The sequence below is a fragment of the Bacillus sp. FJAT-27445 genome, assembly GCF_001510665.1.
GTDB lineage: Bacteria > Bacillota > Bacilli > Bacillales > Cytobacillaceae > Bacillus_D.
Map to the genome: position 1 here is coordinate 270,164 of NZ_LMTI01000003.1, position 22,553 is coordinate 292,716.

The 22,553-nt window shown below is 46.3% G+C and carries 21 protein-coding genes, 1 pseudogene and 2 riboswitches; of the genes and pseudogenes, 21 read left to right on the forward strand and 1 reads right to left on the reverse strand.

Going from position 1 to position 22,553, the window contains the following annotated elements; all coding sequences use genetic code 11:
* Positions 1 to 4 precede the first annotated feature (4 nt).
* The 3 genes from AR337_RS09835 to upp all read left to right on the forward strand — a co-directional run bounded on the left by AR337_RS09835 (position 5) and on the right by upp (position 2,764).
* The gene (locus tag AR337_RS09835) at positions 5 to 580 is read left to right on the forward strand and encodes a TIGR01440 family protein (protein WP_301335715.1); all 576 of its coding nucleotides are present in this window, start codon (positions 5 to 7) and stop codon (positions 578 to 580) included.
* 82 nt (positions 581 to 662) lie between these two features.
* Positions 663 to 1,904, forward strand: a complete 1,242-nt coding sequence (gene glyA / locus AR337_RS09840) for a serine hydroxymethyltransferase (RefSeq protein ID WP_059171842.1) — start codon at positions 663 to 665, stop codon at positions 1,902 to 1,904.
* Between the two features lie 230 nt (positions 1,905 to 2,134).
* Positions 2,135 to 2,764, forward strand: coding sequence for a uracil phosphoribosyltransferase (gene upp, locus AR337_RS09845; protein WP_059171843.1), 630 nt, complete (start codon positions 2,135 to 2,137; stop codon positions 2,762 to 2,764).
* 58 nt (positions 2,765 to 2,822) lie between these two features.
* Here upp and AR337_RS09850 read toward each other — a convergent pair whose 3' ends face one another.
* A complete protein-coding gene (locus AR337_RS09850; protein ID WP_059171844.1) occupies positions 2,823 to 3,605 on the reverse strand; it encodes an AAA family ATPase in 783 nt (260 codons plus the stop codon).
* Positions 3,606 to 3,745: 140 nt separating this feature from the next.
* Here AR337_RS09850 and AR337_RS09855 point away from each other — a divergent pair, with 140 nt between their 5' ends.
* From AR337_RS09855 to AR337_RS23725, 18 genes and pseudogenes are all read left to right on the forward strand, one after another.
* The gene (locus AR337_RS09855; protein WP_059171845.1) at positions 3,746 to 6,070 is read left to right on the forward strand and encodes a S8 family serine peptidase; all 2,325 of its coding nucleotides are present in this window, start codon (positions 3,746 to 3,748) and stop codon (positions 6,068 to 6,070) included.
* A gap of 390 nt (positions 6,071 to 6,460) precedes the next feature.
* A complete protein-coding gene (locus tag AR337_RS09860; protein WP_059171846.1) occupies positions 6,461 to 6,682 on the forward strand; it encodes an AtpZ/AtpI family protein in 222 nt (73 codons plus the stop codon).
* 6 nt (positions 6,683 to 6,688) lie between these two features.
* A complete protein-coding gene (locus tag AR337_RS09865; protein WP_059171847.1) occupies positions 6,689 to 7,060 on the forward strand; it encodes an ATP synthase subunit I in 372 nt (123 codons plus the stop codon).
* A gap of 23 nt (positions 7,061 to 7,083) precedes the next feature.
* Positions 7,084 to 7,794 carry a F0F1 ATP synthase subunit A gene (gene atpB / locus AR337_RS09870; protein ID WP_059171848.1) on the forward strand — a complete coding sequence of 237 codons (711 nt, stop codon included), beginning with the start codon at positions 7,084 to 7,086 and terminating at the stop codon, positions 7,792 to 7,794.
* 69 nt (positions 7,795 to 7,863) lie between these two features.
* Entirely contained in the window at positions 7,864 to 8,076 is a 213-nt protein-coding gene (atpE, locus tag AR337_RS09875) for a F0F1 ATP synthase subunit C (protein WP_059171849.1), read from the forward strand.
* Positions 8,077 to 8,275: 199 nt separating this feature from the next.
* Positions 8,276 to 8,797: a F0F1 ATP synthase subunit B gene (gene atpF, locus AR337_RS09880; protein ID WP_059172226.1), complete on the forward strand. Its 522-nt coding sequence runs from the start codon at positions 8,276 to 8,278 to the stop codon at positions 8,795 to 8,797.
* On the forward strand, positions 8,794 to 9,330 hold the full coding sequence (locus tag AR337_RS09885; protein ID WP_059171850.1) for a F0F1 ATP synthase subunit delta: 537 nt from the start codon (positions 8,794 to 8,796) through the stop codon (positions 9,328 to 9,330). The genes atpF and AR337_RS09885 overlap by 4 nt, the downstream gene beginning before the upstream one ends.
* Positions 9,331 to 9,354: 24 nt before the next feature.
* Positions 9,355 to 10,863 carry a F0F1 ATP synthase subunit alpha gene (atpA, locus tag AR337_RS09890; protein ID WP_059171851.1) on the forward strand — a complete coding sequence of 503 codons (1,509 nt, stop codon included), beginning with the start codon at positions 9,355 to 9,357 and terminating at the stop codon, positions 10,861 to 10,863.
* A 162-nt stretch (positions 10,864 to 11,025) separates the two neighbouring features.
* Entirely contained in the window at positions 11,026 to 11,883 is an 858-nt protein-coding gene (locus AR337_RS09895) for a F0F1 ATP synthase subunit gamma (protein ID WP_059171852.1), read from the forward strand.
* 108 nt (positions 11,884 to 11,991) lie between these two features.
* Positions 11,992 to 13,413, forward strand: a complete 1,422-nt coding sequence (gene atpD / locus AR337_RS09900; RefSeq protein WP_059172227.1) for a F0F1 ATP synthase subunit beta — start codon at positions 11,992 to 11,994, stop codon at positions 13,411 to 13,413.
* Positions 13,414 to 13,433: 20 nt separating this feature from the next.
* Positions 13,434 to 13,841, forward strand: coding sequence for a F0F1 ATP synthase subunit epsilon (locus AR337_RS09905; protein ID WP_059171853.1), 408 nt, complete (start codon positions 13,434 to 13,436; stop codon positions 13,839 to 13,841).
* A gap of 614 nt (positions 13,842 to 14,455) precedes the next feature.
* Positions 14,456 to 15,379, forward strand: a complete 924-nt coding sequence (locus AR337_RS09910; protein WP_059171854.1) for a DL-endopeptidase inhibitor IseA family protein — start codon at positions 14,456 to 14,458, stop codon at positions 15,377 to 15,379.
* A 243-nt stretch (positions 15,380 to 15,622) separates the two neighbouring features.
* Positions 15,623 to 15,715: riboswitch (cyclic di-GMP riboswitch) on the forward strand.
* Between the two features lie 175 nt (positions 15,716 to 15,890).
* On the forward strand, positions 15,891 to 18,701 hold the full coding sequence (locus tag AR337_RS09915; RefSeq protein ID WP_059171855.1) for an LPXTG cell wall anchor domain-containing protein: 2,811 nt from the start codon (positions 15,891 to 15,893) through the stop codon (positions 18,699 to 18,701).
* 58 nt (positions 18,702 to 18,759) lie between these two features.
* Positions 18,760 to 19,533 (forward strand): class D sortase, encoded by a 774-nt coding sequence (locus AR337_RS09920; protein WP_059171856.1) that lies wholly within the window; start codon positions 18,760 to 18,762, stop codon positions 19,531 to 19,533.
* 167 nt (positions 19,534 to 19,700) lie between these two features.
* A riboswitch (cyclic di-GMP riboswitch) is annotated at positions 19,701 to 19,793 on the forward strand.
* Positions 19,794 to 19,808: 15 nt separating this feature from the next.
* Positions 19,809 to 20,624: a transglutaminase-like domain-containing protein gene (locus AR337_RS09925; protein ID WP_059171857.1), complete on the forward strand. Its 816-nt coding sequence runs from the start codon at positions 19,809 to 19,811 to the stop codon at positions 20,622 to 20,624.
* Positions 20,625 to 21,154: 530 nt separating this feature from the next.
* A complete protein-coding gene (locus AR337_RS09935) occupies positions 21,155 to 21,529 on the forward strand; it encodes an NADH-quinone oxidoreductase subunit A (protein WP_059171859.1) in 375 nt (124 codons plus the stop codon).
* Positions 21,520 to 22,032 carry an NADH-quinone oxidoreductase subunit B family protein gene (locus AR337_RS09940; protein WP_059171860.1) on the forward strand — a complete coding sequence of 171 codons (513 nt, stop codon included), beginning with the start codon at positions 21,520 to 21,522 and terminating at the stop codon, positions 22,030 to 22,032. The genes AR337_RS09935 and AR337_RS09940 overlap by 10 nt, the downstream gene beginning before the upstream one ends.
* Before the next feature lie 3 nt (positions 22,033 to 22,035).
* Positions 22,036 to 22,553, forward strand: a pseudogene (locus AR337_RS23725) (NADH-quinone oxidoreductase subunit C); the annotation flags it as partial.

Below are 22,553 nucleotides of genomic sequence, written 5' to 3' on the forward strand. Positions count from 1 at the left end.
TACATTGCGAAAAGAAATTGAAACTTGGGGAGCTGAGTTCAGCGAAATTCTCTCCGAGTTCATGGAAAAGGTGGAACTGAAACCGGGCAGCCTTTTTGTTGTCGGCTGCAGTACGAGCGAAGTGGCGGGGAAGCACATTGGCACAGCTGGAACAGAGGAAGTCGCCGAGATGATTTTTAGCCAGTTGGACAAGCTTCGGGAGCGGACAGGGGCCGAGCTGGCATTCCAATGCTGCGAACACTTGAATCGGGCATTGGTTATCAGCAGGAAAGCCGCGGAGAAGCGGAATCTTGAAGAGGTCTCAGTCGTACCTGTACGTACTGCCGGCGGTGCGATGGCTACGTTTGCTTTTGATAAATTGGAAGATGCCATAGTTGTGGAGTCACTCAAGGCCGAAGCTGGAATTGATATTGGTGACACGCTCATAGGGATGCACTTGAAACCAGTTGCCGTCCCAGTGCGGGTAGGCCGCAGGTCGGTTGGCCATGCGAATGTCGTGCTAGCGAGGACGAGGCCAAAATTGATAGGCGGCTCCCGGGCTGTTTACGAACGGACAAGCGGAAATCTTTCCTGTACGTGAGTATCTTTTTCGACAGGAAACTGATAGAATAGTATCGAATTTTCAAATAAATAGATACGTGATTTTCAAGGGGGATTAATTAATGGAGCACTTGGCAAAGCGGGACCCACAGGTATTTGAGTCGATTCAGCAGGAATTGCAAAGGCAGCGTACTAAGATTGAGTTGATTGCTTCCGAGAATTTTGTCAGTGAAGCCGTCATGGAGGCACAGGGGTCTGTACTGACGAATAAGTATGCGGAAGGCTATCCTCACCGCCGCTATTACGGAGGCTGTGAATACGTGGATGTGGTCGAGGACCTGGCACGAGACCGCGCTAAGGAAATTTTCGGCGCTGAGCATGCGAATGTCCAGCCCCATTCAGGCGCGCAGGCAAACATGGCTGTTTACTTCACGATACTTGAACATGGCGATACGGTTCTGGGCATGAATTTATCGCATGGCGGCCATTTGACCCACGGCAGCCCGGTCAATTTCAGCGGAGTGCAATACAATTTTATCGAATATGGCGTTGACGAGGAATCGCATCGAATCAATTACGAGGACGTCCGCTCAAAAGCGCTTGAGCACAAGCCAAAGCTGATTGTGGCCGGAGCGAGCGCGTACCCTAGAGAAATCGATTTTAAAAAATTCCGTGAGATTGCGGATGAAATCGGCGCTTATTTAATGGTGGATATGGCCCATATTGCCGGCCTTGTCGCCGCAGGCCTCCATCAGAACCCTGTGCCTTACGCGGATTTTGTTACATCGACAACGCATAAAACGCTCCGCGGCCCACGTGGCGGATTGATTCTCTGCCGTGAGGAGTTTGCGAAGAAAATAGATAAATCCGTCTTCCCTGGCATCCAGGGTGGCCCGCTTATGCATGTCATCGCTGCCAAAGCGGTTGCATTCGGCGAAATCCTTAACAATGGATTTAAGGACTATGCATCTAAAGTTATTTCCAATGCCAAGGCGCTTGCTGAAGCCCTTAAAAGTGAAGGAATTACGCTTGTTTCCGGCGGGACGGACAACCATTTGCTCCTCGTTGATTTGCGATGCCTTGGATTGACAGGCAAGGTTGGCGAAAAGGTACTAGATGAAATCGGTATTACCGTCAATAAAAACACGATACCATTCGACCCGGAAAGCCCATTCGTCACAAGTGGAATCCGGATTGGCACAGCTGCTGTGACAACCCGTGGGTTCGATGAAGAAGAGATGAAGGAAATCGCTTCGATCATGGCGTTTACGCTGAAAAACCATGAGGACGAATCAAAGCTTGCTGAAGCGCGTGCTCGAGTTGAAGCGCTGACTGCCAATTTCACACTCTACCCTGGTTATTAAAAGTTTTGAGAAAGTAAGGGGGAAACCGCCCCTAGCTTCTTTCTGCCGGCCTGCTATGTAGCAGTCCGGTTTTTTTATGTTTTCAAAGGGTATAAGTTGACGGATACTACCAAAGGAGGAAATTGGCGAGAATCTATATTCTTTGTTGCCCTGTAAAAAGTTTTTCTGTAAAATTAGACGAAGTGTGCAAACCTATATCAGGGGACATAATTTGTAGAGGGGCGATTATATTGGCAAAAGTATATGTATTTGACCATCCGTTAATCCAGCATAAACTTACCTACATACGTGACAAGAACACTGGAACTAAGGAGTTCCGCGAACTGGTTGACGAGGTCGCAACGTTAATGGCATTTGAAATCACTAGGGAAATGCCGCTTGAAGACATTGAAATCGAAACTCCTGTCTGCCCGGCGAAATCGAAGGTCCTCTCTGGTAAAAAGATGGGGATAATCCCAATCCTCCGTGCCGGAATCGGCATGGTCGATGGAATTCTTAAGCTGATTCCAGCCGCAAAGGTTGGCCATATTGGCCTCTACCGCGACCCGGCAACGTTGATGCCTGTTGAATATTATGTAAAGCTGCCTAGCGATGTCGAGGAGCGTGAATTTATTGTTGTTGACCCAATGCTGGCAACCGGCGGATCAGCCATCGAAGCAATCAATTCCCTTAAGAAGCGCGGCGCCAAACATGTGAAATTCATGTGCCTGATTGCGGCCCCTGAAGGTGTGGAGGCTTTCAAAAACGCACATCCTGACGTTGACATTTATATCGCTGCCCTTGACGAGAAGCTGAACGACCATGGGTACATCATCCCTGGCCTGGGTGATGCCGGCGATAGGCTTTTCGGAACAAAATAATTTTCATAAAAAAACCGAACGGTGTCACCCGTTCGGTTTTTTCAATTCTGCAAAGCAATTAAAGATGCCTGAGAAACCGCTCCGGATTCTCAAGAAAATCCCTTGTCAGCCGTACGTGCTCTATATCCTTGAAGTCCGTTTTTGTGAAAGTTCCCTGATCAAGCGTATAAATATCTGCTCCGGGGATTGCCATCAGCATTGGAGAGTGAGTCGCAATGATGAATTGGCCGTTCTCTTTTACCATTTCAAGGATAAGCGAGATAAGTGAGAGCTGCTTGATGGGAGACAATGGCGCTTCCGGCTCATCAAGAATATACAGGCCGTCGGGCCGGAACCTAGCCTGGAACAAATCCAGGAAGCTTTCACCATGTGACCGTACCTCTAGCCCGTCCCCGTATAACTGCTCGAGTTCATAAAGGGTACGTGCATAGGGCAACACCTCGAGGCTGTGCGGATTTCGCTCCCTGATTTCCCTTAAAGCCTGGCGGGAATCCGCTTTAATTTCCGTGAGTTTTTTGGAATAGTTAATAAAGTCGTTTGCCCTGAAGAAAAAGCCGTTCTTCGTCCGGACACTCCACGCCAGTTTCAGCTTTTCTCCGAGTTCCCTTGCAGGTTTGAGTGATAGGTCGGTAGCCATCGATTCGCCGCCAATCAGGATGCTGCCACTGTTTGCAGCTACTGCCTCCAGAAATGTCGATTTCCCAGTCCCGTTTTCGCCAACCAGGATGGTAACTTGGCTTTCAAACGCCAGTTCCCTGAAGTTTTTAATTAGAGGAAGATTGAAAGGGTAGTGAGTTGCGTCTATATCCGGCGTTAAGGCCACTTTTCGTAAAAGAACCATGTATCTCCGCCTCCAAGCATTGTTACTTTTTACAATATCAAAACATACATGGTATGGCGAGGTTCTATTCCTTAAAAACTAGCTCAGTTCCGAATAGATTTCCATTTCTTTTCAAACCCTAGTCAAAAAGGACAGTGCTTATGAAAAAGTTTATAACAGCATTCACTTTTGTTTTCCTCCTTCAATCCGGCAGCGGCTCGGCTGCGTCATTGAAAATCCCGCCATTGCCGGAAATGAATCCCCATGAAGTGATAAACGGAATCATTACCTTAAAGGAGCCGACTTCTCCGATGGCAACGCACCGGATTTTGCGAAAATACCCCACAATCAAGGTAAGGCACATCTATACGGAAGCCTTCAGAGGATTTTCGATCGAAGGGACGGCAGACGAGATTCGCCAGCTTGAAAAAGACCCTGATGTCGAGTCCTTTTCCGAGCTGAAAACTTATCGTATAGAAGAGGAAATGGCTGGTACTTGGAGCGATTTGAATTCCAAAATTTACGGAAAGTATGGAAATATCGAATCTAATGAAATCAACGTTGAAATCCGTCCACGGCAGAATGGTAGGGAAACTGAAGCAGAGGACCCAAATGGGGCGGAAATGATCGGGGCTGTGAGGCTGGCCGGTTTTTTTGACAAAAATGAGAGAAGGCTGACGGGGGAAGGTGTGACGGTAGGGGTAATCGATACCGGGATCGATTACACGCATCCAGACTTGCGGAGAAATTATGGAGGCGGCAAGGATTTGGTTGACGGGGATTCCGATCCAATGGAGACGAGTGGACCGCATGGAGTTGGGACAAATCATGGCACCCACGTCGCGGGCATCATTGCGGGGAATGGAAAAATCCAAGGGGTGGCACCCCGCGCAACCGTCAAAGCATACAGGGCATTGGGTCCAGGCGGTAAAGGGACGACCGAACTCGTGTTGGCGGCCATTGAAGAGGCGATTAAAGATCAGGTAGATATTCTGAATTTATCTCTTGGAAGTGCGGTCAATGGACCTGACCTTCCTGTATCAGCCGCACTTAACCGGGCCGCGGAAAAAGGGATTGTTCCTGTTGTATCATCCGGGAATTCAGGTCCTGGACAATGGACGGTGGGCTCACCTGGAACGGCATCCAAAGCCATATCAGTGGGTGCATCAACTCCTTTAATGAAAGTTCCCTTTATTATTATAGAAGGAACGGGTAGGAGGATGAGAGTTGAAAGGATGGCTGGTTCAGCAAAATGGTCGCCAGGCCCCTCTTCAGAACTAGTGGACGGAAAATTTGGCAGGCCGGAGGAATTAAAAGGGGTAAGGAATAAAATTGCCGTCATGAAACGGGGTAAGCTTACTTTTTCGGAAAAAGTAGAAAATGCCCTGAAGGAAGGAGCAAGGGCGGCCATCATTTATAACAACACAAAAGGGACGTTTAATGGAAATCTGGAGAAAGCGGTTCCGATACCGGTTGGGGCGGTTTCAAATGCGGCAGGTGAGGCGCTTTTAAAAAATGGGCGTTCGGCAAGTATCGTACTCGGAGATGATAGTGATAGGCTTGCAGATTTCAGTTCACGTGGCCCTGTCACCGGGACTTGGGAAATCAAGCCAGATGTAGTTGCGCCCGGCGTGGCGATAACAAGCGCGGTTCCCGGAGGCTACCTCACCCTGAATGGGACTAGCATGGCAGCTCCCCACGTGGCTGGGGTATGCGCTCTTATCAAACAGGCGCATCCCGATTGGGGGCCGGGGGAGATTAAAGCCGCGTTAATGAACACAGCCGTTGTGTTAAAAAATAGTCATGCCCGGCCGTACAGGACATTTGAACAGGGGGCTGGAAGAATCCAGGCAGACAAAGCAGCCGCTGCGGGAACCCTCGTGCTTCCAGGTTCGCTCGCATTCGGAAAAGTTGCCGGACAGATTCCGAAAGCAACCCAAACAAGCGAGCTTATCGTTAAAAATACGAGCGATAGGACAGTTAAATACTCATTTATCGTTCCGCGTCAGGGTGCCGGCTTACGATGGCAGCTGCCGCTTCCCTTCATCCTTCGTCCTGGGGAAGAGCGCAAACTGCGGATTAAGCTGACCGCCGACCCGTCGGTTTATAAAGGAAGGATTATCGATGGGGCACTTTCTTTGCGGTCCGATGGTGAAACAATAAGGATTCCCTATATCCTCGCACTAACTGAACCTAATTACCCAAGGCTGATGGGCTTCGGTTTGGCTGAAGGCGACAAGCCCGGTGCGTACCGGTATGAAGTTTACTTGCCGGGCGGTGCGGATGAATTCGGTATTGCCTTGTTTCGCCAGGATGATTACCGATTCGCGGGATTCCTGGATTATGGAAGGAAGGTCGAGCGGGGGTTATTGAGGAAGGAAATCTTCCCAACAGGACTTGCAGGCCCGGGGATGTATATTGTGAAGGTATTTGCCAGGAAGGCAGGGAAGGAGGACGTCCTGGAAACAATCCTGCATCTTAATTAAGAAGGAATGGCTCCTATACAAAGGGGCTATTTTTTTGGAAAAAAAGAGAGATGAAAATACCGGAAAATAAGAGGAAAACAGAATTGGAAATGGATGCTTTGTTATGGTACACAATATTCCCTTCACATACAATGAAAACGTTTTCTTTCTAGTGAACCTTTTAATGAAGGGGTTTACAATCGGGATTTCAATTTTTTGCATATGTTTGTGAATACATTCACCACATTTGGATTGACATTGACAGGGGGCTATTGTATGCTTACAAAGGGCATAAATGGTAGGGTTTTCATAAGTTTTTCTACAGAAATGGTACACATTGAAACAATCTTTTTCATACATATTTTACAGTTTTTGCCCGGTTCACATTCTTGAAAGCTGGGATGCGATACTATGCGGCATAATGACCGAAATCCTCTTCAGGCAATGGCACTCATGTCGGCAATCCTCTCCCAATTGGCGGGTTCTGTTCTTGTCGGCATTTTTGCGGGAAGATGGCTTGATGGAAAAACCGGAACTGCTCCCTTGTTCCTAATCATTGGGCTCTTCATCGGATTGGCTGCGGGAACCTACACCATGCTACGCCTCGTTAAGCATTATTACTCAGGAGAATAAACAAATATGACCGATTTAACGGCCATTTATTTCAGGATTAAAAGATACCTCTTTTTTTTGCTTTCATTATATGTGCTTGGCTGGGGATTCACCGGGCACAAGCCTATTTTTGCCGGGCTTATTTTAGGGACAGCCCTTAGCCTGTTCAATCTTTGGCTGATGGTGAGGAAGACGAGCCAGTTTGGCGAAGCTGTAATGAAGGGAAAAAAGGTGCGTTCACTCGGATCGTTCAATAGAATGGCCACCGCAGCTTTGGCAGTAATCATCGCAATGAAATTTCCAGATCAATTCCATTTGATTAGCGTCGTATTGGGATTAATGACATCCTATATTGTCATTATGATAGATTTTTTTAAGCAAGCCTTTTTACGCAAATAGCATAAGAAGCGAGGTGAATACTATTGCATCATGAAGCTCCTATTCGTGAATTTATGGGGTTGCATTTCAACATGGCGAACCTTTTAATGATCACAGTCGCATCACTGATTGTGTTCCTCATCGCAGTCCTGTCAACGCGCAGGATGGCAATGAAGCCTACCGGAATGCAAAACTTCATGGAATGGATCATGGATTTTGTCAAAGGCATCATCAATAGTACGATGGACTGGAAAACCGGGGGGAGGTTCCATATCCTCGGAATTACCTTGATTATGTATGTGGCGATTTCAAACTTCCTTGGACTCCCGTTCTCAATCGTCTACAAAGGTGAACTGTGGTGGAAATCACCAACCGCAGATCCGGTCATTACATTGACGCTGGCAACTTTGGTTGTCGGGCTGTCACATTACTACGGCGTTAAAATGAAAGGGGCAGCGGCTTACGGCAAAGAATTCTTCAAGCCGTTCTGGTTTATGTTCCCAATCAAAATCATTGAGGAATTTGCGAATACCCTCACGCTCGGCCTGCGTCTCTATGGTAACATCTATGCCGGGGAAATTCTTCTTGCGCTCATTGCCGGAAGTATGGCAACTGGATTTTGGGGGAGTTTGGCTGCAGTTATCCCAATGCTGGCCTGGCAAGGATTCTCTGTCTTTATCGGCGCCATCCAGGCGTTTATCTTCACTATGTTAACGATGGTTTATCTGGCCCATAAGGTCAGCAGCGACCATTAATATATACCTGTTCATTATATGGACAAAAAAAATAAACCTATTCACCATACAATAAGGAGGAGCTTTTAAATGGGTCTTATAGCAGCAGCAATTGCAATTGGATTGGCAGCACTCGGTGCAGGTATCGGTAACGGTCTTATCGTTTCAAAAACAGTTGAGGGTATTGCCCGCCAGCCAGAAGCTCGCGGTATGCTCCAAACAACTATGTTCATCGGGGTTGCGTTGGTTGAAGCGATTCCTATCATCGCGGTTGTTATCGCGTTCATGGTTCAAGGCCAATAATAGCTGGGCGTTGATCAATAATGGCGAAGATCATTCCATAATGAACCTTCGCCATTGCTTTATGCCCCTTTTTAAAGCGGGGTAAACAATAGAAGCATCCATCGGTTCAATCAGGGAACTTATTGACTAGGCAAACTATTATTCACATACATGTATCCGGGGATTTTCCGGAATGACTCTTGAAGGGAGTGACTCGAGGGTGTTGACAAGCAGTTTTGTTTTGGGTGCGGATGTACCCCTTTTTAACGGCGGAGATATACTTTTCCAGCTCGTTATATTCATTATATTGTTGGCATTGCTCAAAAAGTTCGCATGGGGTCCGTTAATGGGCATCATGAAAGAGCGTGAAACACATATTGCGAATGAAATCGGCCAGGCCGAAAAAGCGAACCAGGATGCGAAAAAACATCTTGAAGAGCAGCGTGAGCTTTTAAAAGAATCACGCCTTGAAGCTCAGGGCCTTATTGAAAATGCCCGCAAACAGGGCGATGTCCAGCGTGAGGAAATCATTGCGATTGCCCGCACAGAGGCAGAAAGGCTCAAAGAATCCGCAAAGCTTGAAATCGAACAGCAAAAGGAACAGGCTGTCGCGGCCATCCGTGAACAGGTTGCTTCACTTTCCGTCATGATTGCCTCGAAGGTAATTGAGAGGGAGCTTGGCGAACAGGATCAACAAAAATTGATTGACGAATTTATCCAAGAGGCAGGAAGAGGCCGATGAGCACATCGATAATCTCCAAGAGGTACGCGCTGGCGTTATTCCAGATTGCGAAGGAACATAATCTCCTCGATGCCATTGAAGAAGAAATTCGTGTTGTCAGAGATGTTTTTAGCAGCAACGAAGAATTGAATGCTGTATTGAATTCCCCAAGGCTCTCTTTGGATCAAAAGAAAGCCATTGTAAAGGGAGCTTTTAATGTCCTGAATCCGTATGTGCAAAATACCCTAATGATCTTGATAGACCGACATCGGGAAAACGAAATTCCCGGGGTTGCGGATGGATTTATCGAACTTGCCAATAATGCAAGGGGCATTGCCGAAGCAAAAGTTTACAGCGTCCGGCCTTTATCGGACGATGAAAGCATTGCGCTCTCCGCATCTTTTGCGGCAAGGGTTGGCAAAAAGGCGCTCCGGATTCAGAATATTGTTGATACCGACCTGCTCGGCGGCATCAAGGTCCGGATTGGTAACCGAATTTTCGATGGCAGCCTGCGCGGCAAGCTGGACCGTCTTGAACGTAAACTATTGACCTAAGATTTGTAGATAGGGGTGAAACTCATGAGCATCAAAGCTGAAGAAATCAGTGCGCTGTTGAAGCAGCAAATCGAAAACTATCAGTCAGAAATTCAAGTGAGTGATGTTGGTACTGTCATCCAAATTGGTGACGGTATTGCCCGTGCTCATGGCCTCGACAATGTCATGGCTGGGGAACTTGTTGAGTTTTCGAATGGCGTTATGGGAATGGCACAAAACCTTGAAGAAAATAACGTCGGTATTATCATCCTTGGACCATATACGGAAATCCGCGAAGGCGATGAAGTCCGCCGTACGGGCCGTATCATGGAGGTTCCGGTAGGCGAAGCTCTTATCGGGCGCGTAGTGAACCCGCTTGGCCAGCCGATTGACGGAATGGGCCCAATCCATACAACAAAAACACGTCCAATTGAAGCGATTGCTCCTGGGGTTATGGACCGTAAATCCGTTCATGAGCCGCTGCAGACAGGTATAAAGGCAATCGACGCCCTGGTACCAATCGGCCGCGGCCAGCGTGAATTGATCATCGGTGACCGCCAGACTGGTAAGACAGCAGTCGCAATTGATACAATCCTAAACCAAAAAGGCCAGAACATGATCTGTATCTATGTTGCAATCGGCCAAAAAGAATCAACAGTCCGTAATGCGGTGGAAACACTTCGCAAGTACGGGGCACTTGACTACACAATCGTTGTAAGTGCGTCTGCTTCACAGCCGGCACCGCTTTTGTTCCTGGCTCCGTATACAGGTGTTTCCATGGCGGAAGAGTTCATGTATGAAGGAAAGCACGTCCTTGTTGTCTATGATGACCTTTCAAAACAGGCAGCCGCTTACCGTGAACTTTCCCTGCTTCTTCGCCGCCCTCCAGGCCGTGAAGCATATCCAGGGGATGTATTCTACTTGCACAGCCGCCTTCTTGAGCGCGCAGCAAAATTAAGCGATGCGAAAGGCGCTGGATCAATTACCGCCCTTCCGTTCATTGAAACCCAGGCTGGCGACGTCTCCGCTTATATTCCGACAAACGTTATCTCGATTACTGACGGACAGATCTTCCTTCAGTCAGACCTGTTCTTCTCCGGCGTCCGCCCGGCGATCAACGCTGGTCTTTCCGTATCCCGTGTAGGGGGCTCAGCCCAAATCAAAGCGTTGAGAAAGGTATCTGGTACCTTGCGCCTTGACCTTGCCTCTTACCGTGAATTGGAAGCATTTGCCCAGTTCGGTTCCGACCTTGATAAAGCAACACAGGCAAAGCTTGCCCGCGGTGCCCGCACTGTAGAAGTGCTGAAGCAGGACCTGCACAAACCGATTGCTGTTGAAAAACAGGTTATGATCCTTTATGCACTGACACGCGGATTCCTTGATGATATCCCTGTCGGCGATATCCGCCGTTTTGAAACGGAATTTTACACTTGGCTCGACCACAACCGCAAAGACGTGTTGGACCATATCCGCACAACGAAGGAATTGGCTTCGGATGATGATATGGCAGCTGCAATCAACGGCTATAAAAAGACGTTCGCAGTTTCGGAATAATCCTTTCAGGCGTTTTGCCCCGTCTGTGTTCCCAAACCTTTCCTAATCTAGGGAGAAGGCTCAGAGCATGGCGGAAAAGCAAAGCCGGAAAATTCTCCAACAATAACTGGCAGGGGCCCCGTCGGCTCCCAGCCTTAACTTTGATAAGGGTGGTGAGAACCAGTGGCATCATTACGCGATATAAAATCCAGGATCGTTTCCACAAAGAAAACGAGCCAGATAACGAAAGCGATGGAAATGGTATCCGCGGCTAAATGGAACCGCGGCGTCATGAATGCGAAATCATTCGTCCCGTATATGGAGAAAATCCAGGAAGTGACAGCTTCCATCGCGGTCGGGAGCAAGGATGCGAACCATCCTATGCTTCAATCAAGACCGGTCAAAAAGACAGGTTACCTTGTTATCACCTCTGACAGGGGGCTTGCCGGCGCTTATAACAGCAACGTGTTGCGCCAGCTGTACCAGACTATCCAGGAACGCCATAAATCGAACGATGAATTCGGAATCATTGCGATCGGAAGGATCGGCCGTGACTTTTTCCAGAAAAGGGGCATGAATGTCGTCCTTGACATTGTCGGTATTTCCGACCAGCCATCTTTCGACGATATAAAGTCAATCGCAAGCAGCACGGTAGGCATGTTCTCTGACGGGACATTCGACGAGCTTTACATGTACTATAGCCATTACATCAGCGCGATTTCACAGGACGTAACCCGCAAGAAGCTTCTCCCATTAACGGATATATCCGCTTCAGCAAAGCTTACATCCTATGAATTCGAACCGAATGCGGAAGAAATCCTAGACGTTCTCCTTCCGCAATATGCGGAAAGCTTGATTTACGGAGCTTTGCTCGACGGCAAGGCAAGTGAACATGCCGCAAGGATGACGGCGATGAGAAACGCAACCGACAATGCAAAAGAGCTTATCAATGCGTATAGCTTAAAATATAACCGTGCCCGCCAGGCGGCAATCACTCAGGAAATCACTGAAATTGTTGGTGGAGCATCTGCTTTGGAGTAACTTTCGACACAAATGGATAGCCGGGGCCTTCCGCTGTCCCTTTGCTATCCAGAATGGGCTGGGGCCATCGCCCTGGTCTCCCGGATTTTTCAGATTGGAGGGAAAACGATGAATACAGGACACGTCCTGCAAGTTATGGGACCGGTTGTTGACGTGAAGTTTGACAACGGCAACTTGCCGGAAATCTATAATGCATTAACAATCAGTTCCAAAGCGCACAATGAATCAGAAGTCGATATTAACTTGACCCTTGAGGTAGCTTTGCACCTTGGTGACGACACTGTCCGTACCATTGCAATGGCTTCGACAGACGGCCTGACTCGCGGTCTTGAGGTAGTTGATACAGGCGCTCCTATTTCTGTCCCAGTTGGGGATGTGACCCTCGGCCGCGTCTTTAACGTACTTGGTGAAACAATCGATCTGGACACTGACGTACCGGCAAGCGCCCGCAGGGATTCCATCCATCGTGAAGCGCCAACATTCGAACAGCTTTCCACAGAGGTTGAAATCCTTGAGACAGGCATTAAGGTAGTCGACCTGCTTGCACCATACATTAAAGGTGGTAAAATCGGCCTTTTCGGTGGTGCGGGAGTAGGTAAAACTGTACTAATCCAGGAATTGATCAATAATATCGCTCAGGAGCACGGTGGTATTTCCGTATTCGCTGGCGTAGGTGAGCGTACCCGTGAAGGGAACGACCTTTACCATGAAATGACCGACTCGGGCGTTATCAAGAAAACCGCGATGGTTTTTGGCCAAATGAACGAGCCCCCAGGTGCACGTATGCGTGTTGCACTGACAGGCTTGACAATGGCTGAATATTTCCGCGATGAACAAGGACAGGACGTTCTTTTCTTCATGGACAACATTTTCCGCTTCACTCAGGCAGGTTCCGAGGTTTCCGCGTTGCTAGGCCGTATGCCTTCCGCGGTTGGTTACCAGCCGACGCTTGCGACAGAAATGGGCCGCCTCCAGGAACGGATTACGTCTACAACAAAAGGTTCCGTTACTTCGATCCAGGCGATTTACGTTCCAGCCGATGACTATACTGACCCGGCTCCGGCAACGACTTTCGCCCACTTGGATGCAACGACAAACCTTGAGCGTAAGCTTTCCGAAATGGGTATCTACCCGGCTGTGGATCCGCTTGCCTCGACTTCACGCGCGTTGACTCCTGAGATTGTCGGCGAAGAGCATTACAATGTTGCCCGCCAGGTCCAGCAGACGCTTCAGCGCTACCGCGAGCTTCAGGATATCATTGCGATCCTTGGTATGGATGAGCTTGCCGATGAGGACAAGCTTGTTGTACACCGTGCCCGCCGGATCCAATTCTTCCTATCGCAAAATTTCCACGTTGCCGAGCAGTTTACCGGCCAGCCTGGTTCTTATGTGCCAGTTAAGGAAACTGTCAAAGGTTTCCGTGAAATCCTTGATGGAAAATACGATCATCTTCCGGAAGATGCATTCCGCCTAGTAGGCCGCATCGAAGACGTTATCGAAGCTGCAAAAGGCATGGGCGTAGAGGTCTAAACAAGCCAGGAGGGTTAAAAATGAGGACTATCAAAGTCAGTGTTGTTACTCCCGATGGCCCGGTTTATGATGCCGATGTAGAAATGGTAAGCACGAAAGCACAAAGCGGTGAACTCGGAATCCTTCCGGGACACATTCCGATGGTTGCTCCATTGCAAATCGGAGCAGTCCGCATGAAGAAGGAAGGAAAAACCGAACTGGTCGCTGTAAGCGGCGGCTTTCTTGAAGTCCGCCCTGAGCAGGTAACCATTTTGGCTCAGGCAGCCGAAGAGTCGGATGAGATTGATATCGAACGGGCTTTGCGTGCGAAGGAACGTGCCGAACAGCGCATCCGTGAGCGCCAACAAGAGCACGTCGATTTCAAACGGGCAGAACTTGCTCTCCAGCGCGCGATTAATCGTTTGTCCGTTGCGGAGAGAAGATTATAAAAAACATGTAGTAACTAGGACACTCCCCCTGATCGAAGTTATCACTTCAGTCAGGGGGATTTTTTTATATGGTTTTAGGAAATATGTTGATTTACGCCTGTTTGTCCAGCTACACAGGGAAGGCTACGGCAGCATAGGCAACGCACGAAGAAAAGGCGATAGCTTTTTCGAGGAGCGCCTAGCCCCTCGAGGTCGCTTCGGTCCTTCAGGTGAAGTCAAAGACCGACTTCTCCTTCAGGCCCTCCAGCGCTTGGCTACGCTACGCTCGCATAAAGGGCGACTTGGTTTTGCTGAAGCAAAACCAAGTCTTCCTATATCGGGGCTGACCACAAAGGAAAGCTCCTTTAAATAATCATCGCAGGGTCTCCACCTTGCCGCTGCATCCCGCAGGACAAATCCGCTTCCTCGAATTGGCATTGCACGAAGGAAACGCGTTAGCGTTTTCGAGGAGTCGGTGCCCTCCGCTCCAATCAACATATAAGTTACGCATATTAATCATAAACCAGCACTTATGGTGATGAACCAATTATTATATTTAAAGGTAAAATGTGTAACGTTTATCAGTCCTCCTTCGACTATTGAATTGCATGACAAAATGATTGGGAGGAAAAAACATGGGAAACAAAAGATTCATTATTGCGGGATTAACATTGGCATTGCTTGGTGCCCCTCTTCTGCATAATACAAATGCGGCGTTTGCTGACGAAACAAATAATATTATCTCAGCACAAATAATAAAGGCTCCAATCGAGTTATCCGCCAAGCAGGCTGTTAAGATGGCAGCGGATTTTGCGACAGCATCCTCTTACGTCCAAATGGGTGGCTCCTATAAAGAAGGAGAGTATAAGACCTTTGCTTACAAGGGGACCACGTACCGTTACCTTTCGAGCTCCATTGATACAAAGAAGGAGCTATTAAGCTATTTAAAGAAAACGTTAACCCATCATGCAGCGGAAAAGTACTTGAAAGACAAGGGAATTATTGTCCACAAAGGCAAGCTTGCCCAGCAGGAAGCCGATGGAGGCTCAACCTTGCAGTGGGATAAAGCGACCGCCGAGTTTGTTAGAACAGATAAGAATGTAAAAGTTTACCGCCTGGTCGTTCCAGTGGGTGAAACAGGAGAAAAAGCTGCCTATATTGTAAGGTACCACTTCTATCCTACAATTGGTTACAGAATCAGCAGCGAGCCTTTTCTCGATTTGGATGTCCCACTAAACATCAATCCAGCTTTTGCATTCTTTAAGTTTTTGCTTGCTGATGTGAATGTATCGAAACAACAATTCCTTAATCCTGCATCAACTGCATGGGTGGATGAATTTAAAAAAGGAATTAAAAAGGTAGAGGTCCGGGAAATGAAGGAAATAACCAGGAACAAGACGCAAGTTGAATACGCGGCAACATTCAATGTTGAACTTGATGCGGGCTATAAAGGGCAATTGCAGCCTGGAACCAATCAGCTATACTTCTTGATACAACAAACTGGTGATATGGAGTTCAAAATTGCCAGCTATAGCACCACCCCGCAAATTCGAAAATAAAAATAAGGGAACCTGCTTAAATTTATGCAGGTTCTTTTTTTTGCCAAAATACAAAAAGAGCCAACTTTTAAAAGAATTAGTAAAAAGGTCCGAAATTGCCAGCGTTGGAAGGTGGAACTTATAGGGATTTATTACCTAAATTCCTAATTCCTTCTTCTTTTGGTTTATTGAGTATGTAACCGGGTAATCAATACATTGTAATCGAAGCCGGCTGTTTCAGAAAAAGCTGAATCAATTACATACTGATGCTAAAGGCAAACCATCCGAAAGGGTGGGACGCAAAGCCTCGGAGCCTTCTTCTCATGTTCTTTTGAGAATGGCCGTCCAGCTGCCAGAAACTATTTCTGGCAGCTTTTTGTTGTTTACTGTTTTCTAATAATGAAAGGCTGGCTAACAAGCCATTCATTATTAAATATAAATATACTCAGAGGAGGTGTACCGCTAAAATAGTTGGAATATTCAGTCGTTAATTGGATTTATAAATGATTAATCATAAAGGGAGGGTTTTTATTTGAAAAAGAAGGCAGTAAGGCATGCAGCAAAATTTCTAACAGCATTATTATTGATTTTTACTATTCTTCCAATGGGAGCAGCGTTTGCGAATGAAGGAGGGGCTGCCGAAGAGCGTGATGGTCTCAAAATGTTTAAGCTTGAAGGGGATAAGCTTAAGGATGGAACGTTTAAAGATCCGGATGGTCCATTAGAGGTAACACTTACTTTTACTGCAGCAGGCAAGATTTTCGGGTGGAAATCAAATATCCCAGTTCATGATGTGTACGTGAAAGCGGGCACTGAAGGATTAACCTATACTGGAGGATTTGTTGGAGCAGGTTTAACAGCCCCTGAAGATAAAGACATTTCCCATATCGCTTTCTATTATAAAGTTGAAGGCGGAAATGGAGATGACAATGGCGGGGGCAAGGGCAATGACAATAACCCAGGCAACGGAAATGACAACGGTGGCGACAAGGATAGCAACGCCAAAAAGAACAAATTTAAGGTTAATTTAATCAAAGGCTGCAATCCATTCGCGGATAAAACATTCTTTATTTTGAAAGATAATACACGAGTTGATCTTTCTCAAGGCATGAATAAATTGGACATCGAACTGGATGATATCGCTAAGGTAGGCGTTGTTCTAAAAACAGGTAAGGAACTGACCTTTAATAAAGATGAAGTGGTCGTAGAATCACCTAAAAATGAAAACGGTACAATAATCTTCAAAATTGAGTGCAAGGAGAAGGGCGGCGCCGCAGTAAAACTAGTCGTTAAAAATTGTATCGGTACCTTCGAACAAGCTTGGCTGGTATTAAAAGATGGAAAACAAGTTGAATTTACTGCGTTAGGCAATTTGATTCTTTTCCTCGATGAAAATCCTAATGACATTGTGGGAATTAAATTAAAGGCAGGGGATAAAACAACAGATTACCTGCTGACAGATGCAAAAGTTACGAAAGAAACGATAAATGGATCTATCATTATTAAAATCCATTGTGAAGAGAAGCCTCCTGTTGAAAAACCGGAAATAACCAAAGTCAAACTGACTGTCAAAGGGTGCATTGGGTTAGTTGACAAGGCGTGGCTTGTCCTTGCTGATAACAAAGAGGTTGAATTCACTTCCCTTGGAAAAATGCTTCTTCAGCTTGAAGGGACTGTTGGCCTTGATGGTATAAAAGGCGTCAAATTGAAGGTTGGAGATCAGACGGCAACCTATTTACTCACCGATGCGAATGTAACGGAAGAAAAGGTAGACGGAACGATTATCATTAATGTCAATTGCATAGAAAAGCCTCCAGTTGAAAAGCCGGATGTAACAAAAGTAAAACTTGTTGTAAAGGGCTGTATCGGTTCTTTCGATAAGGCATGGCTTATCCTTTCAAACGGACAGGAAGTTCAATTTACATCACTGCTTAGTCTGGTACTGAACCTTGAAGGCAGTATTAAGCTGGATAATATTGTGGGAGTAAAACTTCAAAACGGAGATAAGACAAGCATTTACCTCCTATCAAATGTCAATGTTACTGAGGAAGTAAAGAACGGAAATGTTACCATCAAGATCAACTGTGATAAAGAGCAGCCGCCTGTTGTTCCAGCTATAACTAAAATCAAGCTTTTGATTGAAGGCTGCATTGGCCCGGTTGAAAGGGCAGTTGTGGTATTGAAAAATGGAAACGAAATAGAGATTACTTCCAATACGCTAGAATTGTTAGTAAATCTTGGTATCAATGAAATCGAGGGATTCAAGCTAACTGTATATGGAGAGGTAAAAACGATTAAGTTGGCTGACCTGGCACTAAAGTTAATAACGCTAAAGGATGGCACTTTGTCAGTAACGCTTGACTGTGACCTTGCAGAAGGAGAAAAAGCGATTACTAAGATTAAAATTGATGTTTCAACCTGCATTGGAACCATCACAAAAACAGAATTAATATTGAAAAATGGAACCAGGATTGATGTCCTAAACAATACAATTGACCTAAAAGCTGCCCTGGCCTTGGATATGATTGACAGGGTTGAACTAACAGTAAATGGACAAGTTAAGGCATTCAAGCTATCCGATTTGACAAATGGATCAAAAACAGTGGTCGAAGGGTTGCTGACCCTGAAGGTAGAGTGCCCTGTAGCACCACCAGCAGATAATGGCGGCGGTGGCGGCACACCTCCGGGAGATAACGGTGGAGGCAGCGGAGGGACAACACCACCTCCAGCACCTCCGGTAATAATCATCCCTGACAATCCAACGCCTGGCGGGCCAATAGAAAATGCCAAGGAAATTGCCCACATTAAATTAGAAGCAAGCGGATGTGTCGGCATTGGGCAAAAGGGTAAAATCATCTTGCAAAATGGCCAGAGTATTGACTTCACATTTGGAGAAAACGGCACTTTCGTGGATGTAAACCTCAATGTGGATGAAATTAAGGGCGTTGAAGTAGAGCTGAATGGACAGGTAACGTTAATGGAGATGAAGAATCTTCAAAACAATAAATTGGACGGAATCCTCCATTTAACAATCAAATGCGAACTCACCCCTTCGCCAATTCCGGCTGATCCAGGAACCGGAGGTGGAACAGACCCTGGTACTGGCGGCGGGACAGACCCAATAACTGTCGACCCTGAAGATCCTTCAAGAGGCGGGGAAAGTGACGAAGTTATCCCGCCAGTCACCATTGGCGACAATGAAACACCTGGCGGTAATGTTGGCGGATTCGATGGTTCTCTTCCGCAAACTGGTGAATCAAGCCCGATGCCATTCTACTTCATTGGCATGCTGCTCGCTGTTGCTGGATTTGGGATGCTACGTGCAAGCAAGGTTCGAAGCTAGATAAAATGGGGAGGGAGGAGGCTGAACTCCTCCCTCTATTTCATTTAAGGAGTTGCTAATGAAAAAGACAGCGGCCATTTTACTAATTTTAGTTGGGTGCGCATTCCTTTTGTTTCCGATGTCCACCAAGATGTACAGTGAATTTATGCAGAAGAAACTTCTTGAGGAATTGGAGCCGTCGGGCCAAGCTTCGGCAGCGGAGAGCAATTCCGCTACCGAACATTACCGTGGACTCGATGAAGTATTTTCGGCAGAAGCGGATCTCGACGTAGTTCTTTCAGCAGGTCCGGCTTATGAAGTGGCGGAACATGAAACTAAGAAACAAGGTGAAACGAAACAGGCAAGCCAAACTGGAACTACTGTGCAATCTGGAAACAAAAGAGTTTCAGTGCAAAATGCTTCCTCCGAAAAGAAGAAACGGCAACCATCCTCCCAAGTTATTGGAGTTTTGCAGATCAAGAAAATCAGCTTGAAGATCCCTATTCTTGAAGGAGCCACTATGAACAACATGAGAAAAGGGGCGGGCCTAATAACTGGGACAGCCATGCTTGGTAAACCTGGGAATAGCGCAATTGCGGCGCATAGAAGCAGGCATTATGGCCATATGTTCAACAGGCTTGATGAACTGGAGAAAGGCGATAGGATTGTAATTAAGGATCAAAACAAGACCTACATCTATAAAGTGTTCAAAAAGACAGTTGTAAAACCAACCAATACTTCGGTCCTAAATACTATTCCGCAAAAACAAACCCTTACACTTGTTACATGTACGCCAATTAAAACAGCTACCCATAGGCTCATAGTCCAGGCTAAACTGATAGATAGCAACTAATGCCACCTATTAAACACGGTGGCATTTTTCGCGTTTTGGGAAGTCGGATACGAACAAACAGTTATGAAAATAGGACAATATATGACAAATCGGTAAAATCGAAAAAATATGTAGAAATATTTGGAAGTATAAACTATACTATTTTTATAGTAATTATTAAAACTTTTCAGCGACAATAGCAAACCTATTGAAAAATAGGGACGCAAAGCTATAGGGCCTTAGCCTTTTCTGAGGAAAAGAGTGGCAGCCTGGCTACCGAAAGGAGAGTTATTTTTTTGCGTAAAATTATTGTCTATCTCTGTTTCTTGGCCTTATTGATCCCAACCTATTCCATTTCCGCTCCGTCTGGCATTTTCGCTGCCGAGGCAGATTCACAGCCAATTGATTCCAACCTAATTGGAGTAGGGATTATCGGAGTGAACTATAGCAGTAAAGAAGGGAAAAGGATAAAGGCTGCAGTCGAGAAATCCGGAAATGTCTACTATTACGACCTTTCAAACGATGGCAAGGTGAACTACCTACCTTTGCAAATGCAAAACGGGAGCTATAATGTAAGCATTTTCGAGCAGGTCCAGGGCAACCGTTATATTCCTGTCCATCAAACTTCAGTAAAACTTGCGTTGAAGGACCCTAACCAGGTCTATCTGCAATCAGTCCAAAATGTTTCATGGAATAAATCGATGAAACCTATTAAAAAAGCAGCAGAGCTGACCTCCAAGTTTAAGGGAAGCGAAGAGAAGGTAAAATCAATCCATAGCTATATTGTAAAAAATATAAAATATGATTATCAAAAATTGAAAAGTGTCCAACCCGGATACCTCCCAAACCCGGACGCTACATTTAAGGAGAATAAGGGAATTTGCTATGATTATTCTTCACTATTTGCCGCGATGCTAAGAAGCCAGGGAATTCCGGTGAAGGTCGCTATGGGATATACTCCCGGGGTAAAAGGGTATCATGCCTGGAACGAGGTATATATTAAAGAATTAAATAAATGGGTGATCATCGATACAACAGTTGATGCAAGCGCCAAAAAGGTTTCAAGCTTATATAAAAAGGAATCTCTTTACACAAAGGACAAAGAATATTGATAAAAAAGCCCGCCTAAATTGCAGAATGCCAAGCAGTTCAGGGGGGTTTTTTGTGTATATGTTCACGTGGAAAACATTCCTTAACTGTTTTGACAAAAAGTGCTGGAATGATTGGGTCTAAATAGAATAAAATGGAATGTGGGTTGGGAACAGGCCCGTTTGGCCAGCGACAGCATTTGCAGACAAATTTTTCATGGAATGTACACAAAAAAGGAAAAAAGCTGGCTCTCGTTGACAAACCTCACTGACAGAAATTTCTTCTATAGGTAAAGTGAAATATGGGCATATATTCGGGCAAAATGTTTTGTACCGCGTGTAAAGCCTTTATTGTAGCACCTGAGCCCTGTTTCCAAGCAGATTTCTTCCAGTTAATGTCCCATAATTTGGGGGTTGTAATTATACTCCAGGGAAGAAAGGGGGAGCATATTTTTGCCAATGGGTTTGTCGACACAGAAATGCAACAGTGCTATAATGAATTCGGTTACAAGTTTAATTAGTATGAAAATTTTACAACATTGGAGGGGATAGGCATGGATCTGCTAAATTTATATCAGAATAACTATCTGATAGTTTTTGTGTTTCTATGTCTGGGAGTTTTGCTGCCGATAGTGGCATTGTTTCTGGGTAAGCTTCTGCGTCCATATAAGCCCAGCGATGCGAAGTATACTACATATGAAAGCGGTATTGAGCCGTTTCACGATTCCCGTGTGCAATTCAATGTCCGCTATTATATTTTCGGCCTGATGTTTGTTATTTTCGATGTCGAAACGGTGTTTCTTTACCCGTGGGCTGTAGCTTATGAAAAGCTCGGGATATTTGCATTGATCGAGATGGCTATTTTCGTATCGATGCTATTGCTCGGGCTTGTTTATGCATGGAAAAAGAAGGTGCTAAAATGGATTTAAAATTGGATAGTATATCACCACAGGAAATGGAAGAAATGAAGAGGAATGTATTTTTGACGACGCTCGAGCAGGTAAAGGCATGGGCGAGGAGCAATTCCCTCTACCCAATGACTTTTGGGCTAGCCTGTTGTGCGATTGAAATGATGGGTAGTGGATCCTCCCATTACGACCTTGACCGGTTCGGTTCATTTTTCAGAACTTCGCCAAGGCAGTCTGACGTCATGATAGTTTCAGGAACGGTTACAAAGAAAATGGCGCCAATTGTCCGCCGGCTCTATGACCAGATGCCAGAGCCTAAATGGGTAATTGCAATGGGTTCATGTGCCACTGCGGGAGGGCCTTATATAAATTCGTATTCGGTCGTAAAAGGCGTAGACCAAATCGTCCCGGTTGATGTCTATATACCGGGCTGCCCGCCCAATCCAGCAGCCTTGATCTATGGAATCAACAAACTTCGAGAAAAGATTCGCTATGAAGCGAAGACGGGGAAGAAGGTGATCTAACCGATGAGCGGAGAGAAAGATCTCGAGCAGTTAAAGAAAGAAGCGGTTGAGAAAGCAAAGGCGGCCGCCGCGGCAAAGAGGGCAGCAAGGGCAGCGGGGGCACAAGGAAATGCCGCACCAAGTGATAAACCGGCGGAAACTTCCGCAGCTGCCGCAAACTCCAAAAAGGACATCGAAGCTGAAGCGGTTTCTGAGAAGGAAAACAGTGAATCAGTAGTCCGGCAATCGGCAGAGGACTCAAGTGGCATGAAAGCGGTTCCAAGCACTGACGGTTCGGCAGGTCCGGATGAAAAGGCGAAAGCAGCCGCTGCCGCGAAAGCAAAAGCAGCCGCAGCCGCGAAGGCAAAGGCCGCAGCACTGGCGAAAAAATCCGGGGAATCTGAAGTTGAAGCTGGAGCTGGAGATGAAAAAGCGAAAGCGGTAGCCGCCGCAAAAGCAAAAGCAGCCGCAGCCGCGAAAGCAAAGGCCGCAGCGCTTGCAAAGCAGTCGGGAGATGCCGCACCAGAAGTGGCGGGCGACGA